The 15911-nt window shown below is 68.5% G+C and carries 6 protein-coding genes and 1 pseudogene; 4 read left to right on the plus strand and 3 right to left on the minus strand.

Annotated features, from left to right (window positions below):
* Window positions 1-150 precede the first annotated feature (150 nt).
* A complete protein-coding gene (locus ACFV61_RS28170) occupies window positions 151-4590 on the minus strand; it encodes a LamG-like jellyroll fold domain-containing protein (RefSeq protein ID WP_380494593.1) in 4440 nt (1479 codons plus the stop codon).
* A gap of 713 nt (window positions 4591-5303) precedes the next feature.
* Between ACFV61_RS28170 and ACFV61_RS28175 the strand changes: the two genes are divergently transcribed.
* Both ACFV61_RS28175 and ACFV61_RS28180 read left to right on the plus strand, forming a co-directional pair.
* Window positions 5304-12206, plus strand: coding sequence for a polymorphic toxin-type HINT domain-containing protein (locus ACFV61_RS28175; protein WP_380494595.1), 6903 nt, complete (start codon window positions 5304-5306; stop codon window positions 12204-12206).
* A complete protein-coding gene (locus ACFV61_RS28180) occupies window positions 12206-12598 on the plus strand; it encodes a hypothetical protein (protein ID WP_380494597.1) in 393 nt (130 codons plus the stop codon). The genes ACFV61_RS28175 and ACFV61_RS28180 overlap by 1 nt, the downstream gene beginning before the upstream one ends.
* Window positions 12599-12769: 171 nt before the next feature.
* Here the strand turns inward: ACFV61_RS28180 and ACFV61_RS28185 are convergent.
* Both ACFV61_RS28185 and ACFV61_RS28190 read right to left on the minus strand, forming a co-directional pair.
* A pseudogene (locus ACFV61_RS28185) lies at window positions 12770-13899 on the minus strand (tyrosine-type recombinase/integrase); the annotation flags it as partial.
* Entirely contained in the window at window positions 13845-14255 is a 411-nt protein-coding gene (locus tag ACFV61_RS28190) for a replication initiator (RefSeq protein ID WP_380380076.1), read from the minus strand. The pseudogene ACFV61_RS28185 and the gene ACFV61_RS28190, both read right to left, overlap by 55 nt.
* A gap of 35 nt (window positions 14256-14290) precedes the next feature.
* Here ACFV61_RS28190 and ACFV61_RS28195 point away from each other — a divergent pair, with 35 nt between their 5' ends.
* Window positions 14291-15151: a polymorphic toxin-type HINT domain-containing protein gene (locus tag ACFV61_RS28195; protein WP_380494600.1), complete on the plus strand. Its 861-nt coding sequence runs from the start codon at window positions 14291-14293 to the stop codon at window positions 15149-15151.
* Window positions 15152-15155: 4 nt separating this feature from the next.
* Window positions 15156-15458, plus strand: a complete 303-nt coding sequence (locus ACFV61_RS28200; RefSeq protein ID WP_380380080.1) for an immunity 53 family protein — start codon at window positions 15156-15158, stop codon at window positions 15456-15458.
* The last annotated feature ends 453 nt before the right edge of the window (window positions 15459-15911 follow it).

Genomic DNA, 15911 nt, shown 5'->3' on the forward strand with positions numbered 1-15911 from the left:
GGGGCCGTGGGGGCGCTGATGGCCGTGCGCGGTTAGGCCCCGCCTTGCTAACCGGCCGGGCCCCGTTGCGCGGCCGTCCGGGTACGGCGAAGGCCGTTGGCTCCCCCATGGGGGAGCCAACGGCCTTCGCGTGGTGGTGCCGGTTGACCGTCAGCCAGTCAGCTGTGCGGTGTAGGTCCACCGCTGGTTGGCCCCGCCGTGGCAGTCCCAGATGTCGAGCTGGGTGCCGTTGGTGGTGGTCCAGCCGGGGAGTTCCAGGCAGCGGCCGGACTGCGGGTTGAAGAGGCTGCCGTCGTAGCGCCGCAGCCACTGCTGGCCGCCCTCGGCGGGGTTGCAGTCGCGCAGGACGACCTTGGCCCCGTTACCGGAGGCGTTGTCCTGAGTGCCGACGCACTTGCCGTTGATGGTCATGGTGTCGTCGGGAGTGAAGGTGAAGTGCTGGTTCGCTCCGTTCCAGCAGTCGTAGATGGCGATCGTCGCACCAGCTGAGCCGCCACCCCAGTCGTCGACGCACTTGCCGTAGGCGTAGGCGCTCTGGACGTGGATGCTGGCGTTGCCGGTGGCGAGGTTGTTGGCCTGCTGGTCGGTGACGGCATACGGATAGAGCCGCACGTCGCTGACCGCACCGTCGAGTCCGGCTGCGTCGGGGCGCTGGTGCGCGGTCTCGGCGCCGATGGTGAGCGGGCCGTCGGCCGTCCAGCCGTGCCAGTCGGCGTCGACCTTGGTCGTGCCGACAGCCTGCCCGTTGACGTAGAGGGTAATGGCCTGGGTGTCGGCGTTGTAGGTGCCGACGAGGTGGGTCCAGACGCCGACCTGGGGCGCTGCGGTGTCGTTCACCGTGTAGTACTTGGCCGGCGGGTAGCGGTCCTCACCGGCGAGGGTGAACGACCAGCGGCCGAAGGAGGAGGAGTACTGGAGGTAGAACGGGCTCCTCTGGTTCCCGGTCTGGGAGACGATGGTCCGGAAGCCGTTGGTGTTGTTGATCTTCGCCCAGGCCGCGATGCTGTAGCTGCGGGTGGTGTCGATGCCGGGGCTTTGCTTGGTCTTGTAGTAGCTGCTGCCGTTGAGGGCTGTGGCCGCGCCGGCGACGTTGTTGTGGTCGGCGGTGCGGGTGGGGGTGCCGCTGGGACTCAGCGGGTTGTTGATGCTGCTGTCGACGACTTTCTCGGTCCTGCCGTCCATGGCCCACCAGCTCGGGGCTGCGGCGGCACTGGCGGCGTTCTGGGGACCGGCGTCCCAGGTGAAGGTGGGATTGGTGGGGTCGCCGCTACGGTGTCCCCACCAGATCTGGATCTGTCCGTCGGCGTTGCGGCCCCAGAGGGTGGGGGCGCCGTTGCCGGTCAGGTCGCCGTCGGAACCCAGGACGGGCCACGTCGTGGCGGAGACGTTCCCGATCGGGACGGCGGCGGAGATCGCGGTCACTGTGGGCACGCTGATCGGGTTGCCGAAGTCGTCCCGGACGGGCTCGCCGTTGTGGGTCGGGGCGTAGGTGCCGGTGGTGAAGGTGTAGGCGTGCAGATCGCCGGTGGCGCGGTTGCGGGTCCACAGGCCGGGGTGTCCCTGGCCCGCCCAGTCACCCGGGGTGAGAAGGTCGATGTCCTTCCAGCCGGAGGCCGCCAGTTGCACGGGGGCGCCGAGCGTCTGGGCGCCGGTGGCCGGGTAGAACCACAGGCCGGCGTCGCTGCCGTTGCTCTCGACCGTCAGCAGGCCGGTCTGGTTCTTGAACTGCAGCTTGGTGTCGAGGTCGCTGTGCGCGGGGTCACCGAGCGAGGCGACCTGCAGAGTGGTGGACCAGTCGGCGGCGTACACTCCCGGCGCGCACTGCGGCGGCGGGCTGTCCGCGTCGCTGCAGTTGGGCTTGGTGAGCACGGCCTTGCTGTCGAAGCGGCCGGAGTAGCCGGTGTTTCCGGGGTTGCCGTAGAGGTAGATGTCCTTGTCGCCCGCCGGGTGGACGATGAGGTCGTCGACGTTCTTGCCGCCGGTCAGGGTACCGCGGTGGGTGAACTGGACGCCGTTGGTCCAGCTGCCGGTGGGGGAGTCGGCCGGCAGCGCCGCCAGAGCCGCGGTGGGACTCTTGGCGAGGGAGTTGCCGGGCACGTTGTACGCGCGGAGGTTGCCGGCCCCGTCGTAGGTGACGATGTCGGGAGCGCCGTCTCCGGTGATGTCGCCGAAGACCGGCGGCGGGCCGTCGGGGTTCCACGGCACGTAGAAGGCGTACTGGGAGACGGGGGAGACGTTACCTGCGTCGTCCTGGGCCTGGATGAACAGGACGTTGGTGCCCCAGCGGCCGGCCATGACCGGAATGCCGCCGGTGGGCATGGCGCCGCCGCACTGCCAGCCGGCGCCGGCAAGCTGCGGGTCCCAGCTCCAGCGAAGGCACTTCACCCCGGAGGCGACGCCGCCGTTGGGGGTGGGATCGGTGAGGGTGACGGGGACGTACCCGGTCTGCCAGGTGCGGATCTTGGTGGTCTGCCCGTTGCCGGAGGGCGGGAACTGGGTGGCCAGTGCGCCGTCGGAGAGCTGGTCGTAGACGCCGGGAACAGAGACCTGCGGAGGAGTCAGGTCGACACCGAAGCGGCAGGTGGGGGTGGAACCGGAGAGACCGACCAACTGGTCGCTGGCCATGATGCCGTAGCCGTAGAGGTGACCGTCCTTGATGACGTTCGGGTTGACGGTGAAGGCAGCGTTGCCACCATTGTTGACGAGGGGTGAGTAGCCGCTGTCGACATCGGGAACGCCGGAGACGGTGTAGTCCCAGATGTGGGACCAGGAGTAGAGCTGCCCCTGGACGGGGCTGCTGACAGTGGCGTTGAGGGTGACGGCGCCGTTGAGGTCCGAACCGGCACCGAGCCAGCCCCAGTTGTCGCCGTTGCAGCCCTGGGTCTGGCGGGCGGGGTCGACGGTGTGGGGGACCGGGTAGGTGTACGGATTTGTCGGGGTGTTGGGGGTGCGGTCGTAGGTGACGGTGAGCGTGGCGCCGTAGTCGAAGCGCTTGAACGCGTAGGCGTTGTTCTCGTCGGAGGCCTGGAGTCCGAAGGTCAGCCAGGGCTCGTTGACCCACTGCGCCACGGTCGGGCCGGCGTTCCAGAACGTCACCGGGACGTTGTCATGGCAGGCGCCGCGGCCGGAACCGGCGACCTGGGCGGTCTCGATCGGGCCGCCGACCGGCTGGGGCCGGTTGCTCCAGTTCGTGCCCGTGTTGATGGGGCGGTCGACGAGGTAGAGGTCGACGCCGTAGGTCTTGTTGCAGTCCCAGTCGGCGGAGATGTACTCGGCGAAGTCCAGCCGCGCGGAGTTGATCGCCGCGCCGTTCAGACCGCGGGTGTCGATCTGGAAGTAGGCCCGCTCGATGTCGGCCGGGTTGCAGCTGGGCGCGCTCGGGTAGCTGCCGCACTTGCCGACGCCCAGGTGGTCGCTGTCCGCCGGGCCGTTGACGTTGTAGTGCGTAGCGCCGGGGTGCGCGGACTGGACGAAGGTGGAGCCGTAACTGCCGTTGACCCAGGGGATCCAGGCCGGGTCGATGAAGTACGGCGCGGTGCCCGTGGCAAGGATGTCCTGGTCCGGGGTGACGTCGATGCCAGAGGACGTGGTGGCCACCGGCATCGTCGCGACCTTCGCGCCGGCGCCGGGGCTCTCCGGGGTGCTCACCGAGGGGACCACCTCGCGGCCGCCCGCGCCGGAGGAGGCGCTGGGGGCCGGTGACGGCGAGTGCGTCGTGTCGGCTGCGGGCATGGCCGCGGCCGCAGCGCGGAAGCTCGCGGCCTTGACACCCGGAGTGCTCGTCCGGGTGGCGTCGGCGGAGGCCGTCGGCGCGCCGGCGGCGGGGGTACTGTCCCACATCCGGGGCGCGGGTGCGTGCCAGCGGGGACCGTCGGCGGCGGAGGCCGTCAGGTCGTGGTTCTCGTCGGACGTGATGGTGACCCCGTCCGTGACGGTGCCGAAGTGGAGGTTCTTCAGCGCCGGGTCCGCCGCTGCCTTGGCGGTCTTGACGATCAGTACCGTGCTGACGCTGCCGGCCTTTCCGACCGTGACCTTCAGATCGGTGTCGGCTCCGAGGACCGCCGGGTAGAGCAGGCTGTCGCCCTGGACCTGGGGTGCGGGCAGCGGGAACGGTGCGGTCAGCGCCAGCCTCTTCCCGTCCGTGCTGGTCATGGTGGCCAGCGGCCCGTCACCGCCGCCGGACAGGACCACACCGGACGGGGTGGCCTTGGGGGCGAAGCCGCCGCCCGGTCGCGCGGTCAGGGTGGCGTCCAGCGGGCGCCATTGGCCGTCGGCCTTCATCCGCTGCTGCTGCGGGTGGCGCGACTCCTGCAGCCGGCCGTCCGGGGTGGCGTAGGTCTCGGTGAACTCGGTGGTCAGATGGTCGATCAGGACGCTCTTGCCGGTCGCCTTGGCCTGGGCGAACGCGGTGTCATCCGCCGGCCGGTCCTTCGGGCGGTCCTTGGCGTGTGCGGCATCCGCGGCCGCCATGAGCTCGGTCAGGGTCTTGCTGTCGGTCCCGCTCGGCGTGGTGCCGGCGAAGGCGGGCATCGCGGAGGACAGGGCGAGGACGAATCCGGTTGCGGCGGCGGCGAAGCGCAGCCGAGACACAGCTCGCCCCCGGGTTCTCGAGTGTTCTCTCGGTGGGCGTTCGGGCATGACGGGGCCTCCCCCGGAAGTGATGGTTGGTGCGGACACCGCCGGGATCGGGCAATGCGCACAGGACATGCGGAATTTCGCCCAGGAAGTGAAGGTTCGTCAAATCATTAACCGGGTGATATGTCCCTTTAGTGAGACCAGCTGACGGTTTGTCGGTCAACGTGATGTATGCCACTTACAAAAAATTGATCTTGGACTCGACGGTGATGTGAACGAGTTCGTAGTGTCGCCGACGTTAATTTCGGCTGTTCCATGCCCAGAGGCATGGTCAATTCCCGTAGGGGGCAGTGGTGGCGTCCACCCGTCGTGCTCGATCAACCAGGGGAAGAACCGCCCAACGGGCGAGAAAACCCAGAACAGCACTGCTCAGCGCACTGGCTATGATGGCGGGACTCGTCGTGCCGGCGGCTGGGGTTCCCGCATTCGCCGTCGGTTCGGACGAGAACAGGATCTGGTCCCCGACGACCACTCAACTTCCGTCCACGCCATCCGTTCCCGGGCAGGACGGGAAGCCCCGATCTCAGGTTCCGGTACGAATTGCGACTCCTGACTGGGTGCCGCCAAAATCCCCGGCGGTCCCCCCTCATGGTGCGTCCACTGTCGAGCTGGCGGCTGCACCGTCGGCCGGCAGTCGGGCGGCCCGGCTGGACGAGGCCGGCCAGACCGTGATCGAGCCCTCCGCCGGCGCCTCCACCAAGGCAGGCGCCCTCCCGGTGTGGCTGGCGCCCGTGGCCGCCGACGGCCGGGCGGCTACACAGAAGGACGCGCCCGTCGAGCCCGGCGCCAAGTCCTCGGTGCACGTCGAGGTCACCGACGCGAAGACCGCCGCGTCCGCGGGATCGCGCACCAACTTGGTGGCGCTCACGCCGACCGACCCGTCGAACGCGTCCAAGCTGCGGGTCAGCCTGGACGCCTCCGCCTTCGGAGCCGGGCTCGGCGGCGACTGGTCCCAGCGCGCCCGCCTCTACACCCTGCCGGCCTGCTCCCTGACCACCCCCCAGGCTGAGGGCTGCCTGGAGCGCAAGCCCGTCGAGTCGCACTACGACGCCCAGACCGGGAAGCTGGTCGCCGACGTCGATCTGCCAGCCGCCGTTGCCGGCCCGGCCTCCACGGCCGCGGCCGCCCCGAAGGCAGGCGTGACGCAGGCCGCGTTCCGCACCGGGCTCACCGCCGGCGCGGCCGCACCGACCGTGCTCGCCGCCGACGCGCCCGCCACCGGCGGGGCCGGCACCTACAGCGCCACCAACCTGGCACCCAGCCAGTCCTGGACGGCCGGCGAGGCCTCGGGCGCGTTCAGCTACAGCTATCCCGTGCAGGCGCCCCCGAGCATCGGTGGCGGCGCGCCGAATGTCGCCCTGGGATACAGCTCGACCGCGGTGGACGGCAAGACCTCCTCGACGAACTCCCAGGCCTCCTGGATCGGCGACGGCTGGGACTACAGCCCGGGCTTCGTCGAGCGCTCCTTCCGCCCGTGCGCGAAGGACGGCATCACCGGTTCCGGCGACCAGTGCTGGGGCGAGGCCAACCTCACCCTGTCCCTGGCCGGCCACTCCGGCGAACTGGTGCCCGACGACGCCTCGTGCCCGAAGACGGCCGGCCCGGACGAGTGGTCCAGGTGCACCTGGCGGCTCAAGACCGATGACGGCAGCAGGATCGAGTTCCTGACCGGCGCCACCAACGGCACCTGGAACGGCTCGTACATCAAGCTGACCGACGCCGCCGGTGCCGCCTACTACTTCGGCTTGAACCACCTTCCCTCCGCCACCGGCAAGCCCACCACGATCGGCCCGGACACCAACTCCGCCTGGACCGTTCCGGTGTACTCGCCCAACAGCGGCGACCCCTGCTACGACGCGGGCAAGGGCAAGGACTCCTGGTGCCAGACCGCCTGGCGCTGGAACCTCGACTCGGAGGTGGACGTCTACGGCAATCTGACCACCTACAGCTACACGCCCGAGACCAACTACTACGCGCGCGGCGGCGGCCAGAACCGGGGCAAGGGCACCAACACCGCCTACACCCGCGGTGGCGTCGTGGCCTCGATTGGCTACGGGCAGCTGCTGTCCGACCAGCTGAACGCCAACGGTGGCTACCAGCCCGCCGCCCGGATCGACTTCGACTCCGGCGAGCGCTGCGTCACCGGCGCCGCGGCCTGCGACCCGGCCCAGCGCACCGCCGCCAACGCGGCGAACTGGCCCGACGTCCCGCTGGACAAGCAGTGCGCGCAGAACGACGTGTGCGCCAACTACGGGCCCAGCTACTTCACCACGAAGTGGCTGAACACCATCACCACCCGGATCCGCTCCGGCAACGGCTACCGCGACGTCGACTCCTACGCGCTCAACCACGTCCTGAAGCTGGTCCAGAACAGCACCGAGAACACCGCGGTCCCGTGGCTGGCCTCCGTCCAGCGCACCGCCAAGGACGAGTTCAACGGCCAGAAGCCGTTCACCCTCCCGGCCGTCACCTTCGCCGACGTCCTGCTACCCAACCGGGTGGACGGCGCGGGCCCCTCCCGCCCCGCCTACAACCGGCCGCGCATCGCCTCGGTGACCACCGAGACCGGCGGCGCCATCAACGTCGACTACTACCAGGCGTCCTGCTCCCGCACCGCCGGGGTGATGCCGACGTCGGCGGACGACAACAAGCTCGGCTGCTTCAACGTCAAGTGGTACCAGCCCAACTCCACCGCCGACAGCAACCCGGTGGACGACTGGTTCCTGCGCTACCCGGTCAAGACGATCACCGTCGACCCGCGCTCCGACCTCGTCAAGGGCGCGCTCCCGCAGACCACCACGTACACCTACGGCGACGCCGCCTGGCACCGCAACGACGGCCGGTTCGTCGAGGCGAAGGACCGCACCTGGGACGACTTCCGGGGCTTCGCCACGGTGACGACCGTGATCGGAACCGGCAAGGACGGCGTCCAGGGCCAGAAGTCGACCACCTACCACCAGGGCATGGACGGTGACCTCACCGCCTCCGGCGCCAAGCGCTCCCGGACGGTCGCCGGCCCGATGAGTGGACCGGTCACCGACAGCGACTGGCTCTCCGGCCAGGTCCTGGAATCGGACACCTACGCCCAGGCGGGTGCGACCGAACCGGTCGCCTTCAGCGTCAGCACCAGCTCCGGACCGGCCACCACCGCGACCCACGTGCGCGGTGACGGCCTGCCCGACCTCGTCGCCCGCTACACCTCCACCAGCAACGTCGTCACCGCCAAGGCCCGCAAGACCGACGGCACCTGGCGCACCACCACCGACACCACCACCACCGACCCGGCGCACGCCAACCGGCCCGTCACCGTGCTCAACCAGGCCGAGGGCACCCCGGACGTCTGCGCCCGTACCACGTACGCCACGGGCACCGACCCGATCATGACCGCGCTCGTCTCCGAGGCCATCTCGGTCTCCGGCCCGAACGCCTGCACCGCCACCCCCACGGCCGCCAACACCCTCACGGGTTCGCGGACCGTCTTCGACGGCGCCGCCTTCGGCACCGCCGGCGCCAAGGGCGAAGCGAGCAGCATCCAGGTCCTGGAGAAGTTCGACGACTCCGGCAAGGCGCAGTGGACCACCACCGGCCTCAGCACCTACGACGCCTACGGGCGCCCGGTCACCGTGACCGATCCCACCACCACCGACTCCGCCCACCCGGGCGGCGCGGCCACCACCACGGTCTACAAGTCCGCCAACCCCGGTGAGCTGCCCAACGGGACGACGATCACCTCGCCGGCCCCCGTCGGGGCTCCCGACGCGGCCACCGGCCGGATCTCCACCGCGACCCTCAACCCCGCCCGGGCCCTGCCGATCACCGGCACCGACGCCAACGGGCGCACCGTCACCCAGGCCTACGACGCCCTGGGCCGCCTCACCGCCGTCTGGCTCGCGGGCCGGACGACCAGCGACAAGGCGAACTACACCTACAGCTACGCGGTCGGCAACGGTGCTCCCAGCAGCGTCACCACCGGCCGCCTGCGCGCCAACAGCAGCTACGCCCAGTCCGTCCAGATCATGGACGGGCTCGCCCGCGTGGTACAGACCCAGGCCGACCCGGCGATCTCCGCCTACCACGGCCGGATGATCACCGACACCTACTACGACTCCCAGGGCCGCGCCAACCGCGTCAACAACACCTACTACAACGACCAGGCCGGCCCCGCGACCACGCGGTTCGAGCCCGAGGACGCCAAGGTCCCGAACCAGACCTACAGCGTCTTCGACGGCCAGGGTCGCGCCACCAGCGTCCAGTTCCGCGCCTACGGTGTCGCGCAGAACGCCACCACCACCTCCTACCCGGGCGCGGACCGCACCGACGTCACCCCGCCCGCCGGCGCCACCCCGACCACCACGGTCAACGACGCCCGCGGCCGCACGACCCAGCTGTGGCAGTACCGGACGCCCGTCGCCACCGGCAACAGCGCCGACGCGGACGTCACCAGCTACGCCTTCAACCCGGGGGGCCAGGAAACCTCCCGCACCGACGCCGCCGGCAACACCTGGTCCTACACCTACGACCAACGCGGCCGCCAGACCGGCGCCAGCGACCCGGACGCGGGCAACAGCTCCACCACGTACGACGCCGCGGGGCGCGTGGCCTCCAGCACCAACGCCGGCGGTCAGACCATCGCCACTGCCTACGACCTGCTCGGTCGCAGGACCGGCACGTACCAGGGCACGGTCAGCCCGGAGAACCAGCTGACCGGCTACGCGTACGACACCGTCGCGAAGGGGCAGCAGGACAGCTCCACGCGTTACGTCGGCGGGGCGAAGGGTGCCGCGTACACCAACGCGGTCGTGTCCATGGACATCGGGTACCGGCCGACCAAGACCACCCTGACCATCCCCGGCAGCGAGGTCGGACAGACCAACCCGGTCACCTACACCACCAGCGCCAAGTACGACCCGATCACCGGGGCCAGGACCGAGGAGACCCGCCCGACCGTCGGCGACGTCTACTCCGAGACCATCGTGTACACCTACGAGGTCTACGGTCTGCTCTCGAAGTTCGGGGCGTACGGCGGCAAGATGTACGACCTCCAGTCGGACTACGACGCCTACGGCCGCAACATCCGCTCCACGATGAACCCGTGGGGCACCCAGGTCGTCACCACCGCCACCTACGACGAGCCGACCGGCCGCACCCTCAACCAGTACGTCGACAAGCAGACCTCGACCACCGGCACCGTCCAGAACACCACCTACGCCTACAACCAGGCCGGTCGTATCACCGCGGTCCGGGCCATCCCCGACAACACGCCGAGCGCCACCGACCTGCAGTGCTTCACCTACGACCACCTCGGTCGGCTGAGCACCGCGTGGACCGACACCGGACGCCTCGACCAGGCGCCCGACCCGGCGGTGGGAGGCCAGGGGGCCTGCACCAACTCCACGCCCACCAGCGGCGCCCAGGCGCCCACCCGCACCACCGTCGGCGGCTACGCGCCCTACTGGCAGAGCTACCAGTACGACCTGACGGGCAACCGCACCCAGTTCGTCGCGCACGACGCGGGCGGCGACACCGCCAAGGACACCACGGTCACCCAGGCCTTCCCGTCCACCGGCACCCGCAACGCCCCGACCAGCGCGCCCAACAGCGGTGGCGGTACCGGCGGGCCGCACGCCCTGCTGAGCTCCACCAGCAGGACGGGCGACAACGCGCCCACCACCAGCACCACCCAGTACGACGCGGCCGGGCGCACCACCGCCATCACCGACACCAACGGCACCGCCACCCTCACCTGGAACGGTGAGGACCGGCTGGAGTCGCTGGCCAGGACCGACGGCGGCACCACCACCTACCTGTACGACGCCGAGGGCAACCAGCTCATCCGCCGCAACCCCGGCAAGACCACCATCAACATGGGGGCCGACGAGCTCACCGTCGACACCAGCACCACCACCAAGCAGCTCGCCGGCGCCCGCTACTACGACATACCCGGCGGCACCACCCTGGTCCGTCAGGGCGGCGGCAGGCTGACCTACCAGATCGCCGACCACCACGGCACCGGCGTCCTGGGCATCGACTCCGCCACCCTGACCGAGACCCGACGGCCCAACGACCCCTTTGGCAACCCGCGTGGTACCCAGCCGAGTACCTGGGCCGGGGACAAGGGTTTCGTCGGCGGGACCAAGGACGACGTCACCGGACTCACCAACCTCGGCGCGCGGCAGTACCAACCGACCACCGGGCGGTTCCTGAGCCTCGATCCCATCCTCGACCGGGCCGACCCCCAGCAGTGGAACGGCTACGCATACAGCGGCAACGACCCCGTCAACCTCTCCGACCCCAGTGGAAAGATCGCATTCAGCGGTGTCTTCGGCGGATTCGGCGGGTTTCATGACCCGCCGCCGTTCAACCGTCCCGGATCTCCGGTCGCCGCCGCCATCGCAACTATGGGCTCTTGGTCCGAACCGGATGATGGGGCCGCCGTTGCTGCTGTTCAGAAGGCCCAAGAGAGCAAGAAGAGGGCTGAAGACGCCAAGCAAAAGGTGCTGAACGTCGGCAAGAAGCTGGCCAAGATTGCCGCCGACGAAATCGGCATCACGGACGCCTTCGACTGTGTCACCAAGGGCGACCTCGGCGCCTGCGGCGAGACCGTGCTCAACGTCGCCACCAGCCTCATCGGCGGTGGTCCGCTCGCCAAGCTCGCCAAGAAGTACGCGTTCCACTGGGGCAAGGCCTACGAGCTCGCCAAGACCATCAAGCGCCTCGCGAACGAGCTCTACGACGGCTTCAAGGCCTGGCGTACGGAGTCCAAGGCGGCCCGCGAGGCCGAGCAGATCGCCGGCAGCTGCATGATCGGTGGGAAGAACAGCTTCAAACCCGATACGCCCGTCCTACTCGCCGACGGCAGCAGCAAACCCATCAAGGACGTGAAACAGGGCGACGAAGTCCTGTCGACCGACCCACAGACCGATAGCACCAAGCCCGAGGCCGTCGCCGCCACCATCGTCACCCCCGACGACCGGCAGTTCACCGACCTCACCCTCGCTGCCGACGCGAAGCTGGCCGCCACCCTCACCTCGACCCAGCACCACCCCTTCTGGGACGAGACCACCCAGCGCTGGACCGATGCCTCCGACCTCCACGTCGGCGAGCGGGTCCGCGCGGCCGACGGCACCTTCCTCACCGTCCAGTCCATCCGCAACTACGAGACCGACCCGCAGGAAGCCCGCAACCTCAGCGTCGCCGAACTCCACACGTACTATGTGCTGGCGGGGACCACGCCAGTGCTCGTTCACAATGCAACTCCAGGTCAGAAATGTGACCTCACTCTAGGTGCTGGTCCCCATGCTAAGGAGGGAGTGGCGCTGGTCGATGGCGATATCGATGCCCCAGGGGTTCGGGATTTGATTGATGAGGCGGGAAATGCTCATGGCTGCCACACCTGCACCGCTACAACATCTGGGACTCCCTCTGGTAGTTGGATTCCAGATCACCAGCCGCCAACGACGGCAGTCTCTCCCGGCACGCCGCAAACTGCATATCCGCACTGCATAAAGTGTGCCCGGATACAAGGGGGAGTGGTGTCAACCCTAGTGCGAGAAGTTTCGAAGGGATTCTGATGAGTGATTCGGTGCTGTCATTTCGGGTGAGGGTGGATCACGGATGCCTTCTAGTACGTGATATGCAGGGGGACGATGACGTCTCTGACTGGGATCCAGGCTCCTCGAACTGGTATAAGTCGGGCAGCTCGGTTATCTTCGGCGTGCTGCCTGCCTCGGAGGGTAGGATTGAATGCGAGGTGTGGAAGAGTCGCCCTCATCATCTCCTGCCGATCCGCCTATTCGCTGAGAAAATTGAATCGCCGTCCGGGTGGTTGGTGATTCACGATCCCAACGAGCATGTGCGGATGGCGTTCCGCGGTTCTCTCGGCTCGACCAGGGTCTCTGCACTGGTTGATAACCGCGATTTTGCATCAAAGGTGCAGATTGTCATCGGAGATGATATCGAGTAGAAGAGTCTGACCAATGAAGAGATCCTTGAGGTGCGTCAGCGGCCGCTAAGGCGGCTCGGCGGGCGATTCTAAAGGAAGATTTCGAATACCTTGTGAGGCCCTCCGGATTCTTGGTTCCGGAGGGCCTCACGGTTCCTCTGCGACGTCTGACGGCAGTAGTTGACGGCAACGTCAGCGGACGGATGCTGCACAAAGCGGCGGGTCGTCACCGTCGTCGGGCTGGCCAGCGGTGTCGGCGGGGTAGCGAAGGGCGCGGCCGAGGAGGTCGATGGCTTGCCGCTGAAGGCGGAGGCGGACGTGGGCGTAGACCGTGGCGGTGACGCCGATGTGGCGTGTCCAAGGAGTTCCTTGATGACGACGAGTTCGACGCCCTGTTCCAAGAGGAGGGTCGCGGCCGAGTGCCGGAGGTCGTGGAATCGGATCGCCCGCAGGTGGGTGTAGTGAAGGAGAGCCTTGAAGTGGCGGGTGAGGGTGGCGGGTTCGATCGGGTGGCCGTCGGGCCGGGTGAAGACGTGGCCGCTGTCCATCCAGCCGCTGCCGGCCTTCACCCGCTCCTGAGCCTGCTGCTCACGATGGGTCCGAAGAGAGCGCAGGCAGGGCGATGCGGCGCTCCGAGCCGATGGTCTTTGTCGGGAGCGTGGTCAGGCCGCCGGTGCGGGTGCGCTGGAGGGTCCGGCGGATGTTGGCGGTGCCGCCTGCGAGGTCGAGGTCTTCCCAGCGCAGGCCGAGGAGTTCGCCCTTGTGGAGTCCGGTGTGGAGGGCGAGTTCGAACAGTGCGTGCAGCCGGTGTCCGCGCGTGGTCGAGAGGAACTGGCGGCTTCGTCGGCGGTGAGTGGTTCAAAGCGCCGGGGTCGGGGTGTGCCGGTGCGGACGTTGCGGGCGACGTTGCGGGGGATCCCTGCCTCGCGCACCGCGTGCTCCAGTGCCGACTTCAGTACGGAGTGGATGTAGGCGAGCGTCAGCGGGGAGAGTCGCATGCGGCAGCACCTCCCGACTGCGCAGCAGCGGGGGCAGCGGTCGGCCACCGCGTCGGGCTTGCGGCCGGCGTCGATGCCGCGCGCGCAGCATTGGCAGACGGTGCGGAGTTCGTTCAGCCAAGTGCGGATGTCCTTGGCGGCGAGTTTGGTGAGCTTCTTCTTGCCCAGGCCGGGGATGAGGTACCGGTTGGCGCAGGCGGTGTAGCGGGTGTGGGTGTTCTCCCGGAGATGGTGGACGGCGACGTTCTCCAGCCAGTAGGCGAGGAACACTACGACGCTGCCCTGCGCAGTCGGGGCGGGGACGCCGAGGTTGCTGGTGGCGATGCTGGTGCTGTAGCCCGAGCCGTGGTAAGTGCAGTGGCCGCCGACGAGTAGCAGCGGGACTTGGTGGAGAAGTGGCCTCGGAAGCCGAGCATGTGCGCCCACTTCCAGAGCTTGAGGTCGGCGAACTCCGGGCGTTGGCCCAGGTCCCAGCAGGTGCGGATCATCTGCCGCACGTGGCGTTCGACGGCCGGCCGGGGCAACTGGCGGGACTGGCCGGTAGCCGCGCGGGTCCGGCATTCCACGGGCACGCCGGTCTGTGTGGACTGGGCCATTCCGCGTCCCTGGCAGGGGCGGCAGAACGGCGCATGATCCAGGGTGCCGGAGGCGTCGGCGAACTTGGTGGCGTACTTCGCCACGTACGGCGACGGCCTGATCGGTGAGTTCGGCGTCGGTGTCGAAGGTGGTGATCTCGCGGACGTCGATCTGTTCGCCCCAGGTGAGTTCGCGTTCCCCGACCGAGTTGGACACGACGGTGACGCAGACGCGGGCGGTGGTGGCCCGGATGGCGTCGCCGAGCAGGGGTACGGTGGCGCAGGTCGGCGGGGACAGCGTGGAAGTGGACCGGGCAGCGCTTCTGGCCCTCGGCGACCTTGGCGAACGAGAACCGCAGCACTGCGCGGGCAGCCCTCTGCGTGAGGCCGAGGCCGTCGCCGCCACCATCGTCACCCCCGACGACCGGCAGTTCACCGACCTCACCCTGGCCGCTGACGCGGAGCCGGCCACCGCCCTGACCTCCACTCAGCACCACCCCTTCTGGGACGAGACCACCCGGCGCTGGACCGGCGCCTCCGACCTCCAGGTCGGTGACCAGGTCCGCGCGGCCGACGGTACGTTCCTCACCGTCCAGGCCGTCCGCAACTACGAGACCGATCCGCAGGAAGCCCGCAACCTCAGCCTCGCCGATCTCCACACGTACTATGTGCTGGCAGGCACCACACCGATCTTGGTTCATAATGCCCGACCGCCGCGGCAGAGGCCCGATTTCAACGCGATCGATGATGATGGAAACGCCTACCCGCATTCGAAATTCATGAGGGCAGGCGACACTGGTGAGATCAAGAAGTATGCCGAATGGGGCCCCAACGTTAACCCGCGGGATAGCAGGTCGTTTGACTTGATCAAGCGATTCGATAGGTTTGGGCCAGGGCACACAAACGCGGACGGGACAGTGGTCCCCACTCCGCACATCAATGAGGCCGATGGCTCGGCCCGCCCGTTGGAGGACTGGGAGAAGCCGATGGGATGTCCGTGATCGTATGAATGCTCTGGAATTCCTTCAGTCCTGGTACGAGTCCCAGTGCAACGAAGACTGGGAGCATGAGTTCGGCGTTCGGATTGAAACGCTCGATAATCCTGGCTGGACGATCGAGATTGACCTGATCGATACTGAAATTGAAGGGCGTCAACTGAGGAAGACCAAGCAGGAGGCTCCGGGCGGCCGATGGATCTGGTCCTGCTCCGATGGCGAAAAATTCGAGGCATCATGTGATCCCTTCTCGCTGGAGAGCGCGATTCTCCGGTTCAAGGAATTTGTTGAGGATCGCACCGAGGGAACGTAGCTAGTCCCGCGGACGGCCAGCAAACGCAGGTTGTCCGTCGACACCGCCCCGGACGTGCGCGGTCCCACCACCCAAACGGGTGGTGGGACCCGCCCCCCCCCCCGCCGCGGCCCCCCCACCCCCCCCCAGGCGGGCGGGGCCCCCCGCGCCAATTTGCCAAGTCGGATGGTGGGGGCTGGGACGGGCGCGGAGGGGAATCACCGCGATGTCGTGAAATGCACGGAGCGGTGTCGCGTTTGACTACTACGGATAGCTGCCCGCGCGCATCAGGCGGCGCTCCTTCGCTGCACCCATTCTGATTCAGGCTCGATCCGTGGTCGCCGAACAACCCGTAGCAGGGTGTTCGGATCGATTCGGAAGATCGAAGGCGCCCCCCTCCCGGGGCGGGCCGGTGGGCGGGGCGCCGGGGGGGGGGTTGTGAGTGTATAGATAGGCGGGGGTGGGGGGTTGTTT

Origin of the sequence: Kitasatospora sp. NPDC059817 (genome assembly GCF_042731835.1) — a bacterium.
Taxonomy (GTDB): Bacteria; Actinomycetota; Actinomycetes; order Streptomycetales; family Streptomycetaceae; genus Kitasatospora.